Origin of the sequence: Corynebacterium dentalis, assembly GCF_900232865.1 — a bacterium.
Taxonomy (GTDB): Bacteria; Actinomycetota; Actinomycetes; order Mycobacteriales; family Mycobacteriaceae; genus Corynebacterium; species Corynebacterium dentalis.
Genome location: NZ_OCTS01000001.1, coordinates 82,576 through 105,839, shown reverse-complemented (window position 1 = coordinate 105,839; position 23,264 = coordinate 82,576). Strand labels below are relative to the sequence as shown.

The window sequence follows — 23,264 nt, the reverse complement described above, 5'->3', positions numbered from 1 at the left end:
CTCCGGAAGCGATTAAATGCGAACTATTCTTCGTTTTTCGACCCGGATAAGACCTGTTGGAATACCCCCGGGCCTCATCAGTTGAAAGTAGTTGACATGACAACTACTTGTGGTTAGATGGAGACCATAAGCACAGAAAGGATTCCGCCATGCCGCGCTTCCTGCAGCAACTTCACCCCGATTATGTCGCTGACCGCCCTGCCGATCAGCTCCTCGCTCCGGCAACTCAGATGGGTGCCGTTGAGTTGCTCGTTCGCGACCTCGACAAGGTCCTTAAGTTTTACATCGAAGGCGCTCTGCTCGACGTCCTAGAGCACCATGGCACCACGGCCACGTTGGGCAAGCATGGCGTTCCAAGTGTCAAACTCGTGCAGGTCGGAGACTTACCGCCATTCAATCCGCGCGGCGCGGGCCTCTTTCATACCGCACTGGTTTACTCCACCAAGGCCGAGTTGGCTTCAGCGTTGTATAGCGTGGCCCGCAATTACCCTCACTCGTTCACCGGCGCCGGAGACCACATCTTCTCCGAGGCCTTCTATTTCGATGACCCCGAGGGCAATGGCGTGGAATTGTATGTCGACCGTCCGCGTGAGCAGTGGGAAGTTGAGCCTGACGGCAAGCTCTACTCTCAAGCCACTCTGGCCCTGGATCCGAATGAATTCCTTCGCGCCAATCTCCGCGAGGACAGCGCGGACCAGGCAACCTCGACTCTGGGCCACGTACACCTCCAGGTCGGCGACATCGATACCGCCCGAGATTTCTACGCCGGCACCCTGGGATTTGAAATCACCGGCGAGGTCGGTCCTGCGCTATTCGTTTCCGCAGGTGGCTACCACCATCACATGGCGCTGAACGTTTTCCGCTCCCAAGGCGCTGGTCCTCGTGCTGCTTCCTATGGATTGGGACGCGTGAACATCGACGTACCTAATGAAGATGATCGTTTGGCTCTCGCCGCGCGACTCGCTGAGCGGCAGATCTCCATGCGGGATGACGGTCGGGCTCTGGAGTTCAACGATCCATGGAACTCTCTGATCCGCGTGAAGGTCGGCGAGAAGTAGCCACACTGAGTAGCTGAGCACAATGCGTGACAGATCACGTTTTGGTAGCGATTTGATATAGATTCCGCAGGGGCAGTGCACCTGAGTAGAGAATTCGGTACATAGGAATACGTAGTTGACAATTCTTCACGAGGAGATTGAACAATCATGGCTTTGAATAAGATTCTGACCCGTCGCTCTGCTGTTGCTGTTGCAGCCGGAACCGCACTCGTTTTCGGTGCCGCAGCGTGCTCCGACGCTGAAGACACGGCCAACAACGCAACCTCCGCTGCCAACGATGCGACCGACGCTGCGGGTTCCGCAGCCAATGATGCAACCGATGCTGCCGGAAGCGCTGCTAACAACGCTTCCGAGGCTATGTCCAGCGATGACGACTCTGAGGACGATTCCCAGGATCTGCCTGCAGACATCCAGACCCTGTGGGACAACGAGGGTGGCGAGTCCGGTGACTTGGGCGCGCTGAAGAACGTTGAGAAGACCGACAAGGGCACCCTGGCAACCTTCGACAACGGTTGGGTTACCCACTCTGACGAGACCGGCGCCGTGAAGCTCGTCGGCAAGATCGGCGAGACCTGGGCTAACGATGGTGCTCTGGACAACGAGATCGGCCTGCCAACCGCTCCTGAGCAGGGCGATGCGATGAATGGCTGGACCCAGTCCTTCCAGAACGGCACCATCTCTTGGACTAAGGACGACGACGGCGAGTTCGAAGCCGACGTTGAGGACAACTAAGTCCTAGCCCATAGAAAGCTCTAGTTCTTAGAACTTTCACTGCCGTCCGCGCTCACAGTGAGCGTGGGCGGCTTTTTTAATGCTCGCGGAGCGCGGCGATCAGTTCGTACTTGTTCATCGTGGAGCGACCTTCGATGTCCAGTTCGGAGGCCCGTTCGTGTAATTGGTCCACGGTCCAGTCTTGGTAGTCGCCGGATTCCCCGCCCTTCTTTCCGACGCCACCGCGGCCCGACTGCGCCGCAGCATTCGCGATGCGCGCAGCTTTTTCCTTGCTTGCGCCGTCCTCACGGAGCGACTCGTAGAGCTCGCCGTCTTTCACGGATGCGCCGCCCGGAGTGTTCTCTGGATGCTTATCTTTAGCCATGCTTCTCGAGTGTAATAAGAGCCTAGACATGTCAGCTGGATCCCAACGTATGGGACAAGGGGGTGGCAATTTTCTCAAAAAGTGGGACTTTTGCGGGTTCTTCGCCTATGGTTTTAGAACTAATGAAAAATTTCATTGACTTGCCCATATTTGCTGGCTTTTCCAAGTACTAGTCAGCATCCGCACAACCCTCAGTGAGGAGCCAAACGTTGCTCATCGGCATCCCCAAAGAGCCGCTCGCACTGGTTTCCGCCACTCCAGACACTGTATCCAAGCTCATCAAGCTCGGGTACGACGTGTCAGTGGAATCCGGAGCCGGCGATAACGCCAATTTCCCAGACAGCCAGTATGAAGAGGCTGGAGCCAAAATTGTCGGTGACGATGTATGGACAGCAGACATCATCACCACTCTGGACCCTCCCACGGCTGCACAGCGCACCGCGATGCAGCCCGGCGCCACCATCATCTCCCGCCTGGCACCAGGCCGGAATGAAGAGCTCATCGAAGAGCTGGCAAGCCGCAACATCACCTCGGTAGCAATGGACACCGTGCCACGCATCAGCCGTGCACAGTCCATGGACGTGTTGAGCTCGCAGGCCAATATCGCCGGCTACCGCGCTGTCGTGGAAGCTGCGAACACGTTTGGTCGCCTGTTCACCGGACAGGTCACCGCCGCAGGCAAGGTGCCACCCGCCGTGGTCTATGTCATCGGCGCTGGTGTGGCTGGTCTGGCCGCGATTGGCACGGCAAACTCCATGGGCGCCATCGTCAAGGCAACCGACCTGCGCCCGGAAACCGCCGAGCAGGTGGAATCCATGGGTGCGGAGTTCGTAGAGATCCCCGTGGCCACCGAAAAGTCTGAGGATGGCTACGCCAAGGAGATGACTCAAGACCAGGCCGAGGCTGCAGCAAAGCTCTACGCTGCAGAATCTGCCAAGGCTGACATCGTCATTACCACCGCGAACATCCCCGGCCGCAAGTCTCCCGTCCTGCTCACCGCAGCAGACGTGGCAGCGATGAAGCCCGGATCCATCATCGTGGACATGGCCGCCGCCAACGGTGGCAACTGTGAACTTACCGTGCCCGGAGAGATCACCACCACGGATAACGGCGTGAGCATCATCGGCTACACCGACCTCGCAGGCCGTCTGCCCGCACAGGCTTCCCAGCTCTACGGACAGAACATCGTTAACCTGCTGAAGCTGATGACTCCGGAAAAGGACGGACAGATCGCCTTCGATCTCGAAGACGTGATCGTGCGCGGAATTACCGTCACCAAGTCTCAGAATGACACTGCCGGCGCAGCTCAGGCAGATATTCTCTGGCCTCCGCCGCCGGTGAAGGTTTCGGCGGCCCCGGCGTCGAACCAAAACAACAACGCGGATGCCGCGACCGCACAACCTGCCACCGAGGAAGAAGTAAAGAAGCCTTCCGGTGCATGGAAGTGGATCGCTGGTGCCCTCGGCCTGGCACTGATCCTGGCCAGCCCCATGCAGGTGGCAACCGAATACATGCTGCTCATGCTGGCAATCGTGGTGGGCTTCTACGTGATCACCTCGGTGACCCACAAGTTGCACACCCCGCTGATGGCAGAGACGAACGCGATCTCCGGCATCATTCTCGTCGGCGCGATCCTGCAGGTTGGTTCGTCCAACATCGCCGTGGCAGCGCTGGCGTTCCTGGCCATCGTGGTGGCCTCAATCAACATCTTCGGTGGCTTCTTCGTCACACGACGCATGCTGACCATGTTCGACGGAGGTAACTAGACATGAACACTCTGTACTTGGCTAACGAACAAGCCATCGTGAATCCCAACGTCCTGGAATGGACGGACAAGATCACCAACCTGGCCTACATCGTCGCTGGTCTGCTATTCATTTTGGCTCTGGCAGGACTGTCTAAGCAGCAAACCGCCACCCGCGGCAACAAGTTCGGCATGGCAGGCATGGGCATCGCCCTTATCGCCACCATCGCCAAGGCTGTGGTCAACTCCATCAACGCTGGAGACGATTCCAACGGCCCGTTGGTCACCGTCCTGTTGATTGTGGTGGCTATGCTGCTGGGCGCGGCCATTGGTATCCCGCGCGCCAAGAAGGTGGAGATGACCGGCATGCCGGAGCTCATCGCGATGCTGCACAGCTTCGTGGGCCTGGCCGCCGTGCTGATCGGCATCAACTCCTTCATCGCTCCGGATGAAGAGTCCGAAGCTATCGAGGCCTTCCACATGGGCGAGGTCTACCTGGGCATCTTCATCGGGGCCGTGACGCTGACCGGTTCCATCGTGGCGTACCTGAAGCTGTCCGGAAAGATGAACGGCAAGCCACTGGTGCTTCCTGGACGTCACCTGCTGAACCTGGCCGTGATCGTGATCTCGCTGGTGGGCATGGGTGTCTTCATTGCCGCTGGTCACGAGAACACCACCGTGGCGTGGATCGCGCTCGTTGTAATGCTGGTGCTCGCACTGTTCCTCGGCTTCCACCTGGTGGCGGCCATCGGCGGCGGCGACATGCCGGTCGTCGTATCCATGCTGAACTCTTACTCCGGTTGGGCCGCGGCGGCCGCTGGCTTCATGCTGGCTAACCCACTGCTCATCATCGTCGGCGCGCTGGTGGGCTCCTCCGGCGCCTACCTGTCTTACGTCATGTGCCAAGCCATGAACCGTAGCTTCATCTCCGTGATCCTCGGCGGCTTCGGCGGAGACGCCGCAGTCAGCGAGGATCGCGAGTACGGCGAGCACACCGAAGTGTCTGCGGAGGACACCGCAGAAATGCTCAAGAACGCCAAGACTGTCATGATCACCCCGGGCTACGGAATGGCCGTGGCTCAGGCGCAGTACCCAGTGGCATCGCTGGTGTCCAAGCTGCAGGAGCAGGGCGTGGAAGTCACCTTCGGCATCCACCCAGTGGCCGGACGCCTGCCAGGACACATGAACGTGCTGCTGGCGGAAGCTAAGGTGCCGTATGACATCGTTCTGGAACTGGACGAGGTAAACGATGACTTTGCTGACATCGACGTGGTGTTAGTCATCGGCGCAAACGATACGGTCAACCCCATCGCCGAAGAGCCCGGCTCACCTATCGCGGGTATGCCCGTGCTCAAGGTCTGGGAGGCTGACAAGGTCGTCGTGTTCAAGCGCTCCATGGGCTCCGGCTACGCGGGCGTGCAGAACCCACTGTTCTTCAACGAGAACACGGACATGCTGCTGGGCGATGCCAAGAAGTCTGTCGACGAGATCATCGCCGCGCTCTAACTCGCTCTAGCTTGCTTTAACTCGCAGCCCATCCCACCGTTAAGAAACGGCAGGGGTGGGCTGCAACTTCCATACCTCGGTGGCGTAGTCGCGAATAGTGCGATCCGAGGAGAAACGGCCGGATTCGCAGATGTTGATCCACGCCATCCGCGCCCACTCCAAAGGATGAGAAGCGTAGTCCGCGGCCATCCGATCCCGCGTTTCCCGGTAGTCGGAGAAATCGCCGAGCACGTAGTAGGAATCGCTGGCATCCTCGCCGTAGCCGTCCAACAAGGACCGCTTGAGATCGTAGAACCAGCCCGAGTGATCGTCATGCAATGTGCCGTTATCCAGCGCATCGAGCGCACGCTTCAGGCCCGGCACCGTCTCGTAGAGCTGATACGGATTGTATTTACGCCGCAGCTCCGGCAGATCTTCCACGCGAGCGCCGAAAATGTACGCGTTGTCCTCGCCGACGGAATCCACGATCTCCACGTTCGCGCCGTCCATCGTGCCCAGCGTGAGCGCCCCGTTCATCATGAACTTCATGTTCGACGTGCCCGAGGCCTCTTTGCCAGCCGTCGAGATCTGCTGCGAGATATCCGACGCCGGAAGGATGTGCTCAGCAGGAGAGACGTTGTAGTTTTCCACGAACACAACCTTGAGCAGCGGAGAGACAACCGGATCATTGTTGACCAGCTCTGCGATCTGATTGATCAGCTTGATGATCGCCTTGGCCCGCGTGTATCCCGGTGCGGCCTTCGCACCGAAAATCACCGTGCGTGGTGCGATATCGCGCAGTCCGTCCTCCTTGATGCGGAAGTACAGATCCAGCACATACAGCGCGTTCATCAGCTGTCGCTTGTATTCGTGCAGTCGCTTAATCTGCACGTCGAAGATGGAATCCGGATCCACCTCCACGCCCTGTCGCTCCACGATCCACGCCGCGAAGTCCCGCTTGTTCGCAGCCTTGATGTCCATCAATTCGCTCATCGCGGCATCGTCTTCGGCGTAGTGGCGCAGGGTCTTTAGTACGTCCAAGTCCGTCACCCACGAATCATCGCCCACCAGGCGCGTGAGCAGCGACGACAGCCGCGGATTGATCATGCGCAACCAACGCCGCGGGGTCACTCCGTTGGTCTTGTTGTTGAACTTTTCTGGCCAGCGATTGTGCCAATCCGCCAGCGTTTCTGCCTTGATGATCTCGGTGTGCAGCGCCGCCACTCCATTGATGGAATACGCTGCGTAGCAGGCGATCCATGCCATGTGGACGGTGCCGTGCTGGATCGGCGCGGTGCGTTGAATCGTTTCTTCGTCGACGCCAGCAGCGGCGCTTTCCATGCGGAATCGACGATCAATTTCCGCGATGATCTCCCACACGCGCCAGAACAGCTGTTGGAAAATCTGCTGATCCCACTGCTCCAGAGCTTCTGTCAGCACCGTGTGGTTGGTGTAGGCGAAGGTCTGGGTGACGATCTCCCATGCCTGTTCCCATCCCATGCCGTGCTCGTCCATCAGGATGCGCATGAGTTCCGGGATGGCCAGCACCGGGTGGGTGTCATTGAGTTGAATACTGTTGAACTCGCCGAACGTCGACAGGTCACCGTGGTTGGCTAGGTGTGAGGCGATGATCGCCTGCAGGGAGGCTGAGGTGAAGAAGTACTGCTGGCGGACGCGCAGCTTCTTGCCCTCGTAGGTGGTGTCATTGGGGTAGAGCACCCTACAAATATCGGAGACGCGCTCGCGCTCCACGATGGCCTCGGTGAATCGTTGGGAATTGAATGCGTCGTAATCGAACTCCTCCCACGGCTCGGCCTTCCACAGGCGCAGCGTGCCTACATTGTTGGTGCCATAGCCGGTGATGGGCATGTCGTAGGGAATGGCACGAGCTTTCATGTCGTCGAAATGAACGACAAGCTGATCCGATGCACGGCGAATGGTGAAGGGATACTCTTCCTCATGCCACGGATCAGGGCGCTCGATCTGAAAGCCGTTATCGAAGGACTGGCGAAACAGGCCGAATCGGTAGAGGATGCCGTAGCCGGTCACGGGGTAGTCCTGGGTCACGGCGGAATCGAGGAAACAGGCAGCCAGGCGGCCCAGGCCACCGTTTCCCAGTGCCGCGTCATTTTCCACCTCGAGGATGTCCGTGAGCTCCTGGCCGAACTCGCGGGTGGCGGCGGATGCATCTTCCACCAGACCTAGGTTGGTGAGGTTGTTCAGAAGCGCGCGTCCCATGAGGAACTCCGCGGAGAAATAGTGCTGCTGGCGGGTTGCGACGTATGCCTTACGGGTGGATTCCCAATCATCGGAGATACGGTCTTGCACTGCGCGGGACAGACCGGTCCAGAATTTACGAGGGGTGGCGTGTGGTGCGGGGGCGCCGGCGGCAGCCCTCACGTGACTGCCGACGGTGGTGGACGTGAGTGGATGCTCAAGGCTCATAAAAATGAGTCTAAAACCCGCCGAGACAAACTGCTGGTTAGGCAGTTAGGACTTGCGGCCGAGACCTTGGACGAAACGGTAACAACCTGCCACGGCCAGCACGAAGACGATCGGGCCGAGCCAGTTGGCGGCGGTAGACCAGGACTCGGGGAAGACGGCGAGGGCGTCGCCGTCACCGGCGGCAGCGATGATTCCCGCGTTCAGCACGCCGAACAGGGACTCACCGACGATCAAGCCCGTAGCCACCAAAATGCCCAAGCGCCTGGTGGATTCTGGATTGCGCTGCTTGCCAGCCCAACGGTCGTAGTACATGCCCACCACGGCACCCAGCGGAATAATGAGAGTCAGGGTGACTGGCAGGTACATGCCCATGCCCACGGCCAGCGGCGGCAAGGAGAAGCTGGTGGTTTTGCGGAGGATTTCGTCGACGAGGATCACTCCCACACCAATCAGCGCGCCCAGCCCGATCAGCGACCAATCCAGAGAGTTACCAAAGATGCCCGAGGCCACTGAGGATAGCAATGCCGCCTGTGGTGCGGCGAGGGCGTCATCGCCAGCGCCCGGCGCGCCGACGAAGCCGAAGCTGGTCATCATCAGTTGCAGCACGGGCGGGATGATCGCGGAGCCAAATAGCACACCGATGATCAAAGCGACCTGCTGCTTCCATGGGGTGGCGCCGACGATCTGGCCGGTCTTGAGGTCCTGCAGATTGTCGTTCGAAATGGTGGCGATGCCGAACACCACCGCGGCGGTGAACAGCGTGAATGCGACCAGTGCCTCTGGGTTGGACTGGGACTCCGTGCCGGTGATGGCCTTAATGAGCAGGGCAGCGGAGAGCACCACGATGATGCCCACGCCGGAAATAGGGGAGTTCGAAGCGCCGATCAGACCGGCCATGTAACCGCAGATGGACGCGACAATTAGGCCCACCAACAGTACATACACGATGGAGACAATGACCAAGCTGGTGGCGTGGTGCATGATCGACGTGTCCTTGACGAATAGCCACAGCAGAATACCCACGGGCAGCATCGATGCCACCGTGACCCCGGCGACGACGGGGAAGGGGATATCGCGCTCGGTCAAGGCAACCTGCTGGCCGTCGTGGCGGGCGCGGAAGGAAGTCAGCGAATCCTTGATGCCCTTGATGATGGGACCGATGATCTTCAATAGTGTCCAGACGGCCGCCACGGCCATCGCGCCGGCGCCAATGAAGCGCACTTCGCTAGAGAAGGACGTATCCACGATGTCCGCGAGAGCGTCCGAGCCGCTGAGTCCGTCCACCAATCCGGAGGTCTTCAGAGGCAGAAGAACCACAAAGGAGATGATCAGGCCCACGATCATGGCGATGCCCACGGACATGCCCACCAAGTGGCCCACACCAATCAACGCCAGCGAGAGGGAACCGCCGATGGTGGTGGCACCTGCGCCCACCTTGAAGTAAGTGGACAACGAACCTGCCACACCCTTGAGCGCCGCCAAGAGGGCGAAACCGGCAGAAGCCACAGCGCCCACCACGATGGCGTGAAGGCCGCGCTTGTTCTCTTCGGCGGATCCTTGCTCATCGCCGACTTTCAGCACCTCGCCGGCAGCGCGACCCTCTGGGTATGGAAGGTCAGAGCCCGTGACCAGTGCACGGCGCAGCGGGATGGAGTACGTCACGCCCAAAATGCCACCCACGGCGCAGACAAACGCTGTGGTCCAGTACGGGAATCCTGACCAGAAGCCGATCATGATCAGGCCAGGAAGCACAAAGATGATCGCGGACAACGTGCCAGCCGCCGAAGCAATGGTCTGCACGATGTTGTTTTCCACGATGGTGTGATGCGCGAACCGGCGCAGAATCGCCATGGAAATGACGGCTGCGGGAATCGACGTGGCGAACGTCAGACCAACCTTCGGCCCAAATAAACGTTTGCTGCGGTGAAAACCAACGTGATGATGCCGCCCAAAATGATGGCGCGGACAGTCAACTCTCGCATGGACCCGGCACCCGGCGGAGTGCTGGGAGTGTCGTGAAGCGGGGAACTGGCAGAGCTGGCGGGTTGGGCCGGTTCGGTCATGATGTGAACTTTCTAGCAGGGGATCCCAGCAGTGTGAGCCGAGATGAATGTAACCAAAGGAACGTTACTCCTTGTTTCGCGCAATTCGGCCATTTTCCCCGTCATTTTGGTTGTTAGGGCTGGACTTGTTGGCGTCGAAAATCTTGATGACGACCGTGAACCACCACGTACAGCGCGCTGGCAACCACCAATACCGCGGCCAAGAACACGTACATCGCGCCGTAGCCAGCCGTACCCACGAGCATGCCTAGGAACACCGGACCCACACCGAGGCCTACGTCCATGAGCAGGAACATTGTGGAAATGCCCGTGCCTAGCTCGTGCGCCTGCACCAAGCGCACGCTGATGGCCTGGCAGGCGGGCATTAATGTGCCATAACCCATGCCCGTCAACGCGCCCGCGAGCACGACCATCCAATCCGCGCTCGCTACTGCCAGCAGAAGCAGTGCGCAGCAAAAGGACACTAAGCCCAGTGCGATGACAAGGTTATCTCCGCGTACATCTTGAATGCGCCCCAAGAAAAAGCGCATGATCAGCATGACCACCGAGTAGGCCACGAAGAACAACCCGGCGCCCATGGTCAGCCCGCGATCCACCGAGTAGCCGTTCAGGTACGTGATTACGCCCGAGTAGCACAGGCCCACGAGCAGCATGAACAGGCCGATCGGGAGCACCGAAGGATGGATGATGGACGCCAAGCTGAACTTCTCCTGCGCTCCCGCCGAAGGGTGGGCAGGGATGCGCAAGAACAGGGCGAGCAGTAGACCCGCCAGGGACGTCGCGAGTGTCACGCCGAACAGCACGGCGTGGGAGTATGAGTCCACCAGGAATAGGCCAGCTGCCGGGCCTAACGCAGTGGCGAGCGTGGAGCTGAGAGCGAAGAATCCGGTACCTTCTGCGCGCCTGGATGAGGGCATGCCGGTCTGCACGACCGCCATGATCGCGGTGCTGGCGAAGGCATACGCGAAGCCGTGTAGGATGCGCACGGCAATGAGCAGCGGCAGCGAGTTAGTGGGGAAGTAGAGCGCCGAAGCTACCGCCACGACCGCCACGGCGGTGAGCAGGATGGGGCGCTGGCCGAGCAGATCAGTGAGATAGCCGGAGAAGATACGGGCGATGGTGGCGCCGATCACGAAGGAGCTGGCGGCCAGGCCGCTGGCGGCCTCGGAGGCTGCGAATTCCTCGACCGCGTACAGTGCGATGGTGGTGATGAGTAAGTAGAAAAGTAAATATTGGATGAAGTTGATCAGCCAGGCCACCACGAAGGTGGGGGTGATTAGTTGTGGTTTTTCGGAAGATTTCGGGGTCAATAGATGTCCTTCCGGGTTGAGTCTTCTGGGGACGGACGGGAGATTATGCACCCGGCCTGCGAATTTGCATAATGCAAACTGTACGCTTGGTGGGGTGAAGAGTCACATCGCCACCCAAGATTTCGTGCACAATGGAGCCATGGCATCTGACAATCACACTGAACGTCAAACTCCTCGCGGGTCTTTTGGTTCGGATGCACGGACCGATGACTCTGTAGGGGCAGACATGCGGGTCCCCATCGACATGATGGTCTACGAGCACATGCTGCTGTCTCGAATTCCCCTGCATGGAGTGGAGCCTTACGGCCGCCAAGCGCTGATGGACCGTAGCGCCGCTGTGTTGCTCTCCCGGTTGACCGCGGAAGGACCCATGTCCGTGGCGGAACTCGCGGAAGCCTTCGACGTGGATGTCTCCACGGTCCACCGGCAGATCGCTGCCGCAATGAAACACGGACTCGTGGAAAAGATTGCAGACCCGGACGGTGGAGCCGCGAAGAAGCATCAGCCCAGCAAAGAGGGGGCAGAACTGCTGAAGCAGGAGTTTGCCGCACGCAGGGATAGCGCTGCCACAGTCATGGATGACTGGAGCGCTGAAGACGTGGCTACCTACGCGCGGATGCTGCGCCGCTTTAACCAAAGCGTGGAAGAAAAGCGCGGAAAGCCCTGGCCGCGGGCGTGATATCTGCTCGCGGGAATTCTGACCGTCTGTGTGCGTTGTAGAAGCTAGAGGCTCTTGTGGCCGAGTCGAACTTCGGCGAACTAAAACCCGCGTCAAGACGACGAGAAATGGAGATTTATCACCATGTCAACAGTCACGATCGTTGGTGGACACGGCAAGGTCGCCCTGCGTGCGGCCCCACTTCTAGCGGACAACGGCCACACCGTGCGCTCCCTGATCCGCAAACAAGAGCAGGCAGATGACGTGCGTGAGGCGGGAGCGGAGCCTGTCGTCGAAGATGTCACGCAACTCGATGAAGACCAGATCGCCGACGTCTTCCGCGGCTCCGACGTGGTGGTATGGAGCGCCGGCGCGGGCGGATCCGGCGAAGAAGAAACGTGGGCAATCGACCGCGACGCCGCCATCCGCACCATGGAGGCAGCCAAGAAGGCCGGAGTGCAGCGCTACGTCATGGTCTCCTTCTTCAACTCGCACATGGTGGACGGCGAATTCCCTGGCGTGGACAAGAGCGAGGGCATGTACGCCTACTTCAACGCGAAGGTGCAAGCTGACGAGCACCTGCGCAACAGCGGGCTGGACTGGACAATCGTGGGCCCATCCGTGCTGACTCTGGACGAGCCCACGGGCAAGATCGACGTGCAAGAGGGAACGGAACTGTCCGATACGGACGTGCCTGCCACGTCCCGCGCCAACGTTGCCCAGGTGGTTGCGGCTGCAGTGGATGAGGACAAGACGATTGGCAAGCAGATCAACTTCCACGACGGTGAGACCCCCGTGGCTGAGGCGCTGGCTGCGGTGTAGTTGCGAAGAGGTGTCTCGCTCCTCACTAGAGTGAGGGGCATGACAAACAGCAACGAGAACACTGAAGCTAATACTAGGGAAACTGGGAGCGGAGACTCCCGGTTCGATGACGGTATTCAGGTGCGGCGCGAAGTAATGGGGGATGACTTTGTCGATGCTGCGCTCGAGCGAGCAGCAGGTTCCGACGGCGAAGAACTGCAAAAGCACGTCACGGCCACCGTGTGGGGATCCGTGTGGACCCGTGATGGCTTGTCGCGCCGCGACCGGAGCCTGCTGAACATCGGCATGCTGGTTGCCCTGCGCGCCACCGAAGAACTGCGCGGGCACGTGCGCGGTGGGCTGAACAACGGGCTCACCCGGGAAGAAATTACCGAGGCAGTTATCCACTCCTCGGGCTACTGCGGCGCCCCGGCCGCACTGTCTGCGATGAAGGTAGTGCAGGAAGTCCTCGAAGCAGAACTTGAACCTAAGGCGCAGTAGCTGGTGATTCACTAGCTGGCGGAACCGTATCGCCATACCGCTTGCGGTAGCGGGCGGCCTGCTCGACCAACTGCGCGTTGAAGACATTGTTGACGTTCGCGCCAACCGACGAACGTGGAGGAACCTGAATCAGCTCCTCTGAGTGCATGCCAGCTTGTAGTTCGCGGACGCGGGTGACCTCGGCGTCGATCTTGAGACCACACAACAACAGTGAGTTAATCAGGACCAGCCCCACGCAGCCGGCGATGAGTCCGCCAAGTGCGCCGTACATGCCGACGTGCAGGAAGTTGTTCAGGTAAATCCGCACACCGATGCCCACCAGCGTCATCGTGATCAGAGCGAATATGGAACCGCTGGTCAGCCACCGCACTCGGCCGTATTTTACGTTCGGGGCACCGTGGTAGAGCAGGGCGATCATCACCATGGACATGCCGAAAATCACCGGCCAGCGCACGTACTCCCAAATCGGCAGGAACGTATCGAGGAAGAAGCTGGTGAAGCCCTCCCAGCCCAGCGGCTTGGAAATCGGGTTGAGCAGCGGCGTGAGGATGTCATAGCGCAAGAAGAACCCCAAGGCAATCAGTGATAGCCCCATGACCAGCAGGATCGTTAGCCCCCACATCGTCAGCCACGTCCGCGCGAGGCTGCGGCCTTCCTCTCGTCCGTACATCAGGTTCGCCGTACGGGAGAATGCGCGCACATAAGCGGAAGAAGAAAACAGCGCGATCAGAACGGAAATCAGCAGCGTGACTACCGATTGCTCCGTGGAGCCGATGATCGTATCAATGAACTTGCGCGCCTCATCAGTGAAGTTTTCCGGGATGTTTTCGTTGATGAACTGGTCGGTGATCTCGACGACCTTGCGTCGATTCTGATCCAGCACCAGCGTGGTTATTGCGTAGAACGCCATGAGGGTGGGCACGGTCGTGAGCAGGGAGAAGAACCCCAGCGTCGCGCCCCGGTCCATCAGGCCGCGGAAAAACGTCTCCACGTACACGCGCTTGAAGATCAGCTTCCACGCAGAGATGCGGAGGAAGCGCTGCTTGCGGCTGACCTCGCGGTAGTACTCGCGGTACGGCAGCGTCTGAACTGGGTCCCCACCGGCGGCGGGAACCACAAAATCTGTCACGGGGAGGGCGCTGTTCTTGGACATCGCCTTTAACCTACCTGTTTGCCAGCTTTTCCCAAGGTTTCACGCGCGGGGAATGTGGAATGTGGTGGGCGCGACTAATCCGACGCCCGACCCTGCACCACGCCAGCGTGCACGACGAACGGCCAACACATCCCGTTCTTCGACGGTCCGACTTCGGGGATCAGTGCGGCGTCCATGACCTGGGAACGGTCCTTGTAGCCCAGGATGTACTCGTCGAACGCGGGCAGGCGGAGCGTGAGTGTGAGGGCGTGGGCAAGCTCTTCTTCCGTGACCGTGGACTGCCACGCACCCATCGAATAGGTGATGTTCTCGCAGGTCACCTCGATGGGTGGGGTGCTTGAGTTCTGCGCTTCTGTGAAGCCGGCCTTGGCCTCCCTGACCGTAAGCCCGCTCCACCACGCGAAATCTTGAGCCGTGGCTGGGCCGTGCGAGTTGATGTAGCGCGCCGCCAACTCGCCGATCGCGCGCTCCCGCCCCAATTCCTTATCGACGTCACGCGCCTGACCAACCACCTTGTCATGCAGCACAAACGAGTCCATATTGCCGTGGGGAGGGCCCTGGATAATCTCGCCCTCGCCGCCAAAGTGCCGCAACATGTGCGGGCCGCGCTGTTCATCGGGATCCACACCAGCTTCACGGAAAACCTCGTAGCACTGCGTTCTAGATAGCGGTTGTTGTGCATGTTCGAGGGCGGTGATGAGGGCATCACGTGCCGTGTCAACTGCTTCGTCCGTAAGCCCTAATCCTGCCCGACGCTTACTCGAAGCCGCCTGTACCCGTGGCGTGCACACACGCGTGACCCAGCCGACATCCGGCGCGAAAAGCGCGTGATGCGTGCCGCGCTGGGACCAGCTGCGTACAACTTGGGCTTGCTTGATCGCCTCTTCTACGTGCTGTTTGTCCGTGTTTGCGCGGATGGCGAGGGCATCTAATCCGGAATTGCGGAGCTGGAACTGGGTGGCGACCATCCACTCGGTGACAGCTGCGACTGTTGTGGCTGTTGTGGCTGCCGCTGCGGTTGCGACGGGATTATCGGTGCCGTTGATTTGGAGAGGGTGGGCCTGGCTGGGGGCCAGTAGCTGCGCGATCAACCGGCGTGCGCGGAGTTCATCGGGGGAGATGGTCTTGGTGGTGTTGTGCGGCATCGATGACCTCCTGGTGCGTGGGCTTATTGGTTTGTGAGGGGAGGGGAGAAGTGTTGTGTGTGGGTGAGTTTGGCGTCGGCGAGGAAGAAAGGGGACTGGCTACCGACCGTAATGGTGGACGAGAAAAATTTTTGAAGAAAGTTGGCGGTAGGGGTTGTAGATGCTAGATCAGGTGTTCTAAAATGTAGATAGGAAATATACGGGAAGCAAGTTGGGGATGCGGCAGCAGGGGTTTGTTGTCGTGGTGAGACATAAGAGGGGATTTGGGGGTGATGAACGTGAGTAGTCCTATATGTCATGGCGCGGAGGGGCCGAGTGTAGCGGCTGATTTTGGCGCGGGGCACGTCGATAGTTTGCAGGACTTTCAGGCGGATCTGGAGCTTTTGGCAGAGGTAACGGCGCGCGTGGCAGGGCGTAACGCTGATATGTGGGAGCGGATCAGTGCAGATGAGCGTCCGGATTACTATGCGCTGGTCACCACCTCAAGAAGGATGCTGACCAATGCCGATGTGGGGTTGGTGTGCGCTCACGAGGAACATATGCCGTTGGGTAAACATAAGCGTCCGCAGTGGCTGATGATGGAGTTTGGATTTACCTCGCTGGAGGCGCGCGGGATTATGGCTGCGGTGGAACGCCTGGATGATCGGCCAAAAGGGCCAGATGTGCGACCGTCGAAGAAATATATGCCCAAGATCCATGAACTGGTGAAGAGTGGAACCCTGAATGAGGAGGGGGTTCGGCGGGTCGATAAAGCCATTAAATCTATGCCGGATAGAACGCATGATCTACTTGTGGAGCGTGGGGACAAGATCATTGCGGACCTAGCGGAACAGTGTGGACCGGAAGTGTTGAACGAGCTGAATGACTTGCTGTGGGCGCTACTTGGGGAAGAAGAACCCGAGTATGAGCCCAAAGATCACGCTCGCAAGCGAGGAATCAAGATCTCCCGCCAAGGCGCGGATGGAATGAGCTCCATCAAAGGTTGTCTGACTCCGCGATGCGCTGCCGTGTTCCAGAGGTTGCTCGCTGACCATGCGACGGCTGGTGGATTGCTCAAAGACGGCGAATTGGGTGATCACGGTTTCAACGATGATCCACGGAGCCCTTCGCAACGTGCGCATGACTGCTTGGAGTCTGCGTTGTTCAATAGCTTCTCCAGGGAAGAGCGCGAGATTATGCGCGAAGAGTTTGGGGACACGTTCGGAGAAGAGTTCGGTGAGTCGGGCTCGCAAGGGAACGGTTGCTCTAACTACGAGGAGGAAGGGCTGAGGGAAGAGGGGCTGAGACGACGCGACGTTGAAGAGGGGATTGAAGAGGAGAATGAATCGGAAGGCGATGAGGAATTTACCCCGCCATTACGCGAATTTGAACTGAAACCGCGGCGGGGCAGTACCTCGATAGTGGCCGTGGTGAACCTCCGTGAGTTGTTGGAGGGGCGCGGGTTCGGACTGACTGACACGAACATGAAAATCGGTATGAACGAGCTGATCGAGGGGACTTTGGCGCAAGATTTCTATCTGCAAGTTTTGGATCTCAGCGGCAGAACTCTGTGGTTAGGCAGGTCGCAGCGTCTGGGCAGTCTGGATCAGTACCTCGCGCTGTGCGGAGAGGAAGGAGGCTCGACGGCACCTAGTTCCACTACGCCCCCTGCCCGCTGCCACATGCATCACATCAATGGCTGGGAAGAAGGTGGTGTGACGGACCTAGAGAATCTGACCTTCGCTGATCCTCGCATGCATGCCCGAGTGGATGACTCGAGGAAGAATCGAGATCGTTGGTGGACCCTCAGCACTGATCCGAGCACAGGGGACAAAGTGATATGGATTCCGCCGGGATCTGACGATCCACAAAGACGGCCACGGCGAAACTTGAATCCCACCACTTCAAGAACACCTGGACGAAAGCTGCAAGACGGAGCGAGGCGAAGGTGGAGGGGTGCAAAAGCAGAGCGGAAGTGGGTGTGTGTGGGAGACTGACTTTTGGGGAGTGGAAGTAAGAAAGTGAGAGTTGGGAAGTAAGGCTGGAGGGGCTGAGGGCAGAAGTAGGCTGGGGACGAAATGGGGCAAGTTGAGGAACGCGCGATAAAGCTGCCCTCACCTGCGGATTAGGTGCGGAATGAAGAATCTGTGTAGAGTTACCTCTCGTTCCTAACGAACATTTATGTCTGCATAGGCATGCCCCGTTCGTCTAGCGGCCTAGGACGCTGGCCTCTCACGCCGGTAACACGGGTTCAAATCCCGTACGGGGTACCAACCGAAAAGTCCCTCTCTCGTCAACGTTGTAAGCGTTAACCGGAGAGGGACTTTTCTTTGTTTAGCCCCTACTTAACCTCAGGTTGCTGCAGCAGCGCGTGAACTTAACCCAGCTGCTCTTCGATTTGGCGAGCTGCTTCCTTGAGTTGGCTTCCGAACCGCTCCGCAGGAGCGCCCCCAATTCGGCCAACCGGTCCGGAAATGGACAGGGCTGCGATCAGGGCGCCGCTGGCGTCGAAAATGGGTACGGACGCGGAGGCAAGTGAGGGGTCGCGCTCGGCTGAAGACTCGGACACGCCGTCGCGCACAATTCGTTCCAGTTCCTTAGCGTCGAAGGCTGCGGTAGGAAGAACGTCTTTTTGCAGAGAGGCAGAACCGTATGCGACCAGGATCTTCGCGGCGGAACCTGCCTCGAGTGTCATGCGTGTGCCCACGGGGACGGTATCGCGCAAACCTGCGGTTGGTTCTGCGTTGGCAATGCACACACGCTCCATGCCGCTGCGCCGATACAGCTGCACGGATTCGTTAGTCTCCTGCATGAGGCGCGGCAAGATGTGCTCTGCGGCGTCCTCGAGGCGGGAACTAGAATGAGGAGCAAGTTCAGCCAACGCAGGGCCGGCAGTCCACTGACTATCAGGCATGCGCTCAATCAGTCGATGCTTCTCCAAGGCCACGGCGATACGGTGGGCCGTGGCACGGGGGAGTCCGGTGATTTCGCACAACTCGGCGAGGTTGCGCGGCTCCTTGGCGATCACGCTGAGGAGGAAGATCGCGCGATCGAGAACCTGGATGCCACTTACGGCGGGCACGTCTTTGTTTTGTCCCATGATTTGATACTATACATTCCATCCAGTGGAACAAGCCATGTGAGACGCAACTGTGGTCACTCGGCTGGGGCAGCTTTGGAAACCATCCAAGCCCCGTGCATTGTGGGCAACCACTAGGTCACCGCAAGCAATCCACTAGAAGACTTCTGCAACAGAACATGCAGCAGACTCTGCATGAGACAACGAGGAGAGATCGTGACGGACAAGCCTTTAACTCTCGCCGAAAAGGTGTGGCGCGACCATGTAGTCGCCGAAGGTCAGGATGGCGGGCCAGATCTGCTGTTCATCGACCTTCACCTCGTCCACGAGGTCACCTCTCCGCAGGCATTCGATGGACTGCGCCAGGCCGGCCGCAAGGTTCGCCGTCCAGACCTGACCATCGCCACGGAGGATCACAACGTTCCTACCATCGGTGTGTCCTCCGGCAACCTGCTGGAGATCCAAGAGCCAACGTCTCGTCTCCAAGTCTCCACCTTGCGTGACAACGCTGAAGAGTTCGGCATCCGCCTGCACTCCATGGGTGATATCGAGCAGGGCATCGTCCACACCGTGGGCCCACAGCTCGGCCTGACCCAGCCCGGCATGACCGTGGTGTGCGGTGACTCCCACACTTCTACTCACGGCGCGTTCGGCTCCATCGCCATGGGAATCGGCACCTCTGAGGTGGAGCATGTCATGGCCACCCAGACCCTGCCACTGAAGCCATTCAAGACCATGGCCATCGAAGTTTCCGGCGAGCTGCAGCCCGGTGTCACCTCGAAGGATCTGATCTTGGCCATCATCGCCAAGATCGGCACCGGCGGCGGCCAAGGCCACATCATCGAGTACCGCGGCGAAGCTATCCGCAAGCTATCCATGGAAGCCCGCATGACCATGTGCAACATGTCCATCGAGGCGGGCGCCCGCGCAGGCATGATCGCACCAGATGAGACCACCTTCGAGTACGTCAAGGGACGCCCGCACGCACCTCAAGGTGAGCAGTGGGACGCCGCAGTAGAGTACTGGAAGTCCTTACAGACCGACGCCGACGCAGACTTCGACACCGTCGTTCACATCGACGGCGCAGCCCTGACTCCTTTCGTGACCTGGGGTACCAACCCCGGTCAGGGCCTGCCGCTGGGAGAGAGTGTCCCCGCTCTGGAGGACTTCACCAACGACAGCGACCGTGCCGCCGCCGAGCGTGCATTGGAGTACATGGATCTCGAGCCTGGCACCCCATTGCGTGAGATCAAGATCGATACCGTCTTCCTCGGTTCTTGCACCAACTCCCGTATCGAGGATCTCCGCGTGGCAGCAGAGGTTATCAAGGGACACAAGGTCGCCGATGACGTGCGCATGCTCGTGGTTCCATCCTCGGCTCGCGTAAAGGTGCAGGCCGAAGAAGAGGGCCTAGACAAGATCTTCGAAGAAGCTGGTGCCGAATGGCGCACGGCGGGCTGCTCCATGTGCCTAGGTATGAACCCAGATCAGCTCGATGTGGGAGAGCGCTCTGCGTCCACCTCCAACCGCAACTTTGAGGGCCGTCAGGGCAAGGGATCCCGTACCCACCTGGTCTCGCCTCCTGTCGCAGCGGCAACGGCCATCCGTGGCACCTTGTCTTCACCAGCTGATTTGGAGCCGGCGTTGGCGTCTGCACAAAACTAGGGCAACACAGCGGGGCCTGCGGCGAACAACCTCGCCGCAACCTACGCACGGCCCGCTCAGCGCCTCATAGCTCAACACACGAGACCTCATTTCCAACTTCCCACCCGTCAGGAGTTAGCCCATGGACAAGTTCACTACCCACACCGGCGTGGCAGCACCGCTGACCCGCTCAAACGTGGACACCGACCAGATAATCCCCGCCGTCTACCTAAAGCGCGTGAGCCGCACCGGCTTTGAAGACGGCCTGTTCGCCGCATGGCGCAAAGACCCCACCTTCGTGCTCAACCAAAAGCCTTATGAGAATGCGTCCGTGCTGGTCGCGGGCCCAGACTTCGGTACTGGTTCCTCGCGTGAACACGCAGTGTGGGCGCTGATGGACTACGGTTTCCGCGTGGTTCTCTCCAGCCGCTTCGCGGACATCTTCCGCGGAAACTCAGGCAAGGCGGGCCTGCTCGCGGCGCAGCTGGAGGAATCGGATATCGAGCTGATCTTCAAGCTGCTGGAGCAGAACCCCGGCCAAGAAATGACGATCAACCTGGAAGAGCGCACCGCAACGCTGGGTAATCACACCTTCCAGATTGAGGTGGACGATTACACTCGCTGGCGCTTGATGGAGGGCTTGGATGACATCGGCCTGACTCTGCGCCAGGAGGACAAGATCGAGACTTACGAGAAGTCTCGTCCGGCGTTTAAGCCACAGACCCTCTAGGGTCGCAGCTACTTCACCGGCAGGGGGCTGGCCAGGTAGTCCAGCCCCAGCAGCTGGTCGCCCCTGAAGTGCAGCACCCAGATGCTGGATTTCTTCACGCGCATGTCCTCGATTTCAATATCCTGATCTGCGCAGATGCGTCCCATAACTCCGGGGATTGCGGTACCTTGGCCAACCACCACGGAGATGGGGGCAGCGGTTGCAGCGTGGAAGGCATCCACGGCAGCATTGGGATCTTCGCGCCATCCGGAATCGCCGAGCTGCGGGTTCACGTTCAGTTCCAAGCCGAGGTCCTGAGCGGTGGGCTCAGCGGTGTGTACGCAGCGCTCGGGGTAGGCGCTGGCCAGCTGGGTGGGGCGGTAGCCCTCCACAGTGGACACGAGCATTTCGGACTGGCGGCGTCCCTTCTTGGTCAGCGGGCGCAGGTTGTCGTCGCCGGCCCACCCCTTACGGTCGTGAGCCTTGGCGTGGCGGATGTAGAGCACGCGGCGGTCGCAGCCCAGGGAAAGCAATCCGCGGGCAGCGTCGATGACTTCGCGGTCAACATCGTAGGTGAGCAGCTCGGCGGCTTCGTCGAAGCTGACCCAACGGAGTTCATCGACTTCCTCGTTGGCCACGAAGGTTCCCGAGGTCACCTCAGCGGTCCAGTAGTAGACCACCTTGGTGCGGGAGCTGACTGGGTAGTGCACGTAACCCAGCAGCCAGCCGAGGGTGGCATCGAGTCCGGTTTCCTCTTTGATCTCGCGGAGCGCCGTGCCAGGCAAATTCTCGCCGGGGTCAACTTTGCCCTTGGGTAGGGACCAGTCGTCGTAACGAGGGCGGTGAACCACTGCGATCTCAATGCCTTCGTTTCCACCCAAGCCAGCGTCCGTGAAGCCCTCGCCCTGGCCGGCAGGGGAGCCTTCTGGTCGACGCCACAGCACTGCGCCTGATGCGAAGGTAGGACGCGCGAATTCCTCAGCCGGGCGGGATCCGATGCGGCTGATGTGTCCGGTGCCGTGGTGAGACAGCGCGAGGGACGTGGACAAATCGCCGATTCCAGAATGGGAGATCACAGAGTCAATTCCTCACAAAGCAGGTGTTTAGTGCAGTTTTTCATTAAGCTGCCGTCACAGGAACAAAAATTCGCTCACCGTATTCGCGCATTTCCAGCTTCGCGCGGGTGTTTGGTCGTCATCGAGCGGTAACTAGCAGTTATCGTTTCAAAGTATCGCATAATGAGCGCACAGAACAGGATTGAGGAAGGAAGCGGATGGTACAGGTCGCAGTGATGGGGGCAGGATCCTGGGGCACCACGGTGGGCAAGGTTTTCGCAGACGCCGGCAACCAGGTTTCCGTGTGGGCCCGGCGCGAGGAAGTCGCCGCCGACATTCGCGATAACCACCGGAATTCTTCCTACCTCGGGGATATCGCGCTTCCGGAGTGTCTCTATGGAACTTCCGATCCCGCCGAGGCACTCCAGGATGCGGAGATTGTTGTGTTTGGCGTGCCGTCGCAGTCGTTGCGCAAGAACCTGGAGCAGTGGAAGGGGTTGATTTCTTCCGACGCCTCGCTTGTGTCGCTCGCAAAGGGCATCGAGCACAGCACGGGGCTGCGGATGAGTCAGCTGATCGCTGAGGTGACGGAAGCAGATAGTGACCGTATTGCAGTGTTGACTGGCCCGAACCTGGCGAAGGAGGTGGCGGCGGGTCAGCCTGCGGCGACTGTGGTGGCGTGTGAGAACACAGACCGTGCGCAGCTGATCCAGGCTGCGGTGGCGGCACCTTATTTCCGTCCGTATACCAACACGGACGTGGTGGGTTGCGAAGTCGCGGGTACATGCAAGAACGTGATTGCGCTGGCTGCGGGCATTTCGGCTGGCATGGGCTTTGGCGATAACACTGCGGCCACCGTGGTGACGCGTGGTTTGGCGGAGACGACTCGTCTGGCGCTGGAGCTGGGTGGCGATCCCCGCACGCTTGCCGGGTTGGCGGGAATGGGTGATTTGGTGGCCACATGTGCCTCCAAGCTCTCGCGTAACCGCACGTTCGGTTTCCACTTGGCCCAGGGAAAAACGGTCGAAGAAGCCGCGGAAGAGACGAAGGGCCAAGTGGCAGAGGGCGTGGTCTCGAGCCAGTCCGTTGCGGAGCTGGCGCGCAAGGTGGGTGTGGAGATGCCTATTACGGACGCAGTGGTGGAGATCTGTCACAACGGTGAGGATGCGAAGGCTGCGTTGCAGCAGTTGTTGGGGCGTTCTCGTAAGTCTGAGCTCTAGCGGAGCTCAACGGGTGGACCCGGTCCAGGAGCACCGCTCAGTGTCCCGTTCAGTGTGTCGTAACACTGTGCCGTATTCAGTGTGTCCCAGTGAGTGACGTGTCTTCTTGATCGGTAGAG

General features: G+C 59.6%; 18 protein-coding genes, 1 tRNA gene and 1 pseudogene. 12 read left to right on the top strand and 8 right to left on the bottom strand.

All coding sequences use genetic code 11. The annotated features are described in order from the left end of the window. Positions 1 to 149: 149 nt before the first annotated feature. Together CS919_RS00450 and CS919_RS00445 are read left to right on the top strand one after the other, a co-directional pair. Entirely contained in the window at positions 150 to 1,058 is a 909-nt protein-coding gene (locus tag CS919_RS00450; protein ID WP_099297197.1) for a VOC family protein, read from the top strand. A gap of 147 nt (positions 1,059 to 1,205) precedes the next feature. Beyond that, a complete protein-coding gene (locus tag CS919_RS00445; RefSeq protein ID WP_099297195.1) occupies positions 1,206 to 1,790 on the top strand; it encodes an LGFP repeat-containing protein in 585 nt (194 codons plus the stop codon). A 76-nt stretch (positions 1,791 to 1,866) separates the two neighbouring features. Here the strand turns inward: CS919_RS00445 and CS919_RS00440 are convergent, their stop codons facing one another. Then, complete coding sequence (locus CS919_RS00440; RefSeq protein WP_099297193.1) at positions 1,867 to 2,154, bottom strand: DUF7218 family protein; 288 nt, start codon at positions 2,152 to 2,154, stop codon at positions 1,867 to 1,869. A 209-nt stretch (positions 2,155 to 2,363) separates the two neighbouring features. Between CS919_RS00440 and CS919_RS00435 the strand changes: the two genes are divergently transcribed. After that, entirely contained in the window at positions 2,364 to 3,920 is a 1,557-nt protein-coding gene (locus CS919_RS00435; protein WP_099297191.1) for a Re/Si-specific NAD(P)(+) transhydrogenase subunit alpha, read from the top strand. Between the two features lie 2 nt (positions 3,921 to 3,922). Beyond that, a complete protein-coding gene (pntB, locus tag CS919_RS00430) occupies positions 3,923 to 5,404 on the top strand; it encodes a Re/Si-specific NAD(P)(+) transhydrogenase subunit beta (RefSeq protein ID WP_099297189.1) in 1,482 nt (493 codons plus the stop codon). A 39-nt stretch (positions 5,405 to 5,443) separates the two neighbouring features. Here pntB and malP read toward each other — a convergent pair whose 3' ends face one another. The 3 genes and pseudogenes from malP to CS919_RS00415 all read right to left on the bottom strand — a co-directional run bounded on the left by malP (position 5,444) and on the right by CS919_RS00415 (position 11,201). Continuing rightward, a complete protein-coding gene (gene malP, locus CS919_RS00425) occupies positions 5,444 to 7,828 on the bottom strand; it encodes a maltodextrin phosphorylase MalP (RefSeq protein ID WP_099297187.1) in 2,385 nt (794 codons plus the stop codon). A gap of 45 nt (positions 7,829 to 7,873) precedes the next feature. Beyond that, positions 7,874 to 9,810: pseudogene (locus tag CS919_RS00420) on the bottom strand (OPT family oligopeptide transporter). Between the two features lie 194 nt (positions 9,811 to 10,004). Next, positions 10,005 to 11,201: an MFS transporter gene (locus tag CS919_RS00415; RefSeq protein WP_099297185.1), complete on the bottom strand. Its 1,197-nt coding sequence runs from the start codon at positions 11,199 to 11,201 to the stop codon at positions 10,005 to 10,007. Positions 11,202 to 11,340: 139 nt separating this feature from the next. Between CS919_RS00415 and CS919_RS00410 the strand changes: the two genes are divergently transcribed. From CS919_RS00410 to CS919_RS00400, 3 genes are all read left to right on the top strand, one after another. After that, positions 11,341 to 11,880 (top strand): MarR family winged helix-turn-helix transcriptional regulator, encoded by a 540-nt coding sequence (locus CS919_RS00410; protein WP_234990689.1) that lies wholly within the window; start codon positions 11,341 to 11,343, stop codon positions 11,878 to 11,880. A 123-nt stretch (positions 11,881 to 12,003) separates the two neighbouring features. Further along, complete coding sequence (locus CS919_RS00405; RefSeq protein WP_099297183.1) at positions 12,004 to 12,681, top strand: SDR family oxidoreductase; 678 nt, start codon at positions 12,004 to 12,006, stop codon at positions 12,679 to 12,681. A 135-nt stretch (positions 12,682 to 12,816) separates the two neighbouring features. Further along, positions 12,817 to 13,161, top strand: coding sequence for a carboxymuconolactone decarboxylase family protein (locus tag CS919_RS00400; RefSeq protein ID WP_370737736.1), 345 nt, complete (start codon positions 12,817 to 12,819; stop codon positions 13,159 to 13,161). On the opposite strand, the gene CS919_RS00395 is transcribed toward CS919_RS00400, so the two are convergent. Both CS919_RS00395 and CS919_RS00390 read right to left on the bottom strand, forming a co-directional pair. After that, positions 13,148 to 14,314 (bottom strand): YihY/virulence factor BrkB family protein, encoded by a 1,167-nt coding sequence (locus CS919_RS00395; protein ID WP_099297179.1) that lies wholly within the window; start codon positions 14,312 to 14,314, stop codon positions 13,148 to 13,150. The genes CS919_RS00400 and CS919_RS00395 overlap by 14 nt on opposite strands. A gap of 74 nt (positions 14,315 to 14,388) precedes the next feature. Next, complete coding sequence (locus tag CS919_RS00390) at positions 14,389 to 15,459, bottom strand: winged helix DNA-binding domain-containing protein (RefSeq protein ID WP_099297177.1); 1,071 nt, start codon at positions 15,457 to 15,459, stop codon at positions 14,389 to 14,391. Between the two features lie 404 nt (positions 15,460 to 15,863). On the opposite strand from CS919_RS00390, the gene CS919_RS00385 reads away from it, so the two are divergent. Then, positions 15,864 to 17,435, top strand: coding sequence for an HNH endonuclease signature motif containing protein (locus CS919_RS00385; protein WP_159460932.1), 1,572 nt, complete (start codon positions 15,864 to 15,866; stop codon positions 17,433 to 17,435). Between the two features lie 200 nt (positions 17,436 to 17,635). Continuing rightward, positions 17,636 to 17,711: transfer RNA gene (locus tag CS919_RS00380), tRNA-Glu, on the top strand. Positions 17,712 to 17,815: 104 nt separating this feature from the next. On the opposite strand, the gene CS919_RS00375 is transcribed toward CS919_RS00380, so the two are convergent. After that, a complete protein-coding gene (locus CS919_RS00375) occupies positions 17,816 to 18,538 on the bottom strand; it encodes an IclR family transcriptional regulator (RefSeq protein WP_099297173.1) in 723 nt (240 codons plus the stop codon). Between the two features lie 174 nt (positions 18,539 to 18,712). Between CS919_RS00375 and leuC the strand changes: the two genes are divergently transcribed. Together leuC and leuD are read left to right on the top strand one after the other, a co-directional pair. Continuing rightward, complete coding sequence (leuC, locus tag CS919_RS00370) at positions 18,713 to 20,182, top strand: 3-isopropylmalate dehydratase large subunit (protein ID WP_099297171.1); 1,470 nt, start codon at positions 18,713 to 18,715, stop codon at positions 20,180 to 20,182. Positions 20,183 to 20,303: 121 nt separating this feature from the next. Then, entirely contained in the window at positions 20,304 to 20,891 is a 588-nt protein-coding gene (gene leuD / locus CS919_RS00365) for a 3-isopropylmalate dehydratase small subunit (RefSeq protein ID WP_099297169.1), read from the top strand. Between the two features lie 8 nt (positions 20,892 to 20,899). Here the strand turns inward: leuD and CS919_RS00360 are convergent, their stop codons facing one another. Further along, positions 20,900 to 21,946: an NUDIX hydrolase gene (locus CS919_RS00360; RefSeq protein WP_099297167.1), complete on the bottom strand. Its 1,047-nt coding sequence runs from the start codon at positions 21,944 to 21,946 to the stop codon at positions 20,900 to 20,902. A 197-nt stretch (positions 21,947 to 22,143) separates the two neighbouring features. Here CS919_RS00360 and CS919_RS00355 point away from each other — a divergent pair, with 197 nt between their 5' ends. After that, complete coding sequence (locus tag CS919_RS00355; RefSeq protein ID WP_099297165.1) at positions 22,144 to 23,145, top strand: NAD(P)H-dependent glycerol-3-phosphate dehydrogenase; 1,002 nt, start codon at positions 22,144 to 22,146, stop codon at positions 23,143 to 23,145. Positions 23,146 to 23,264 lie beyond the last annotated feature (119 nt).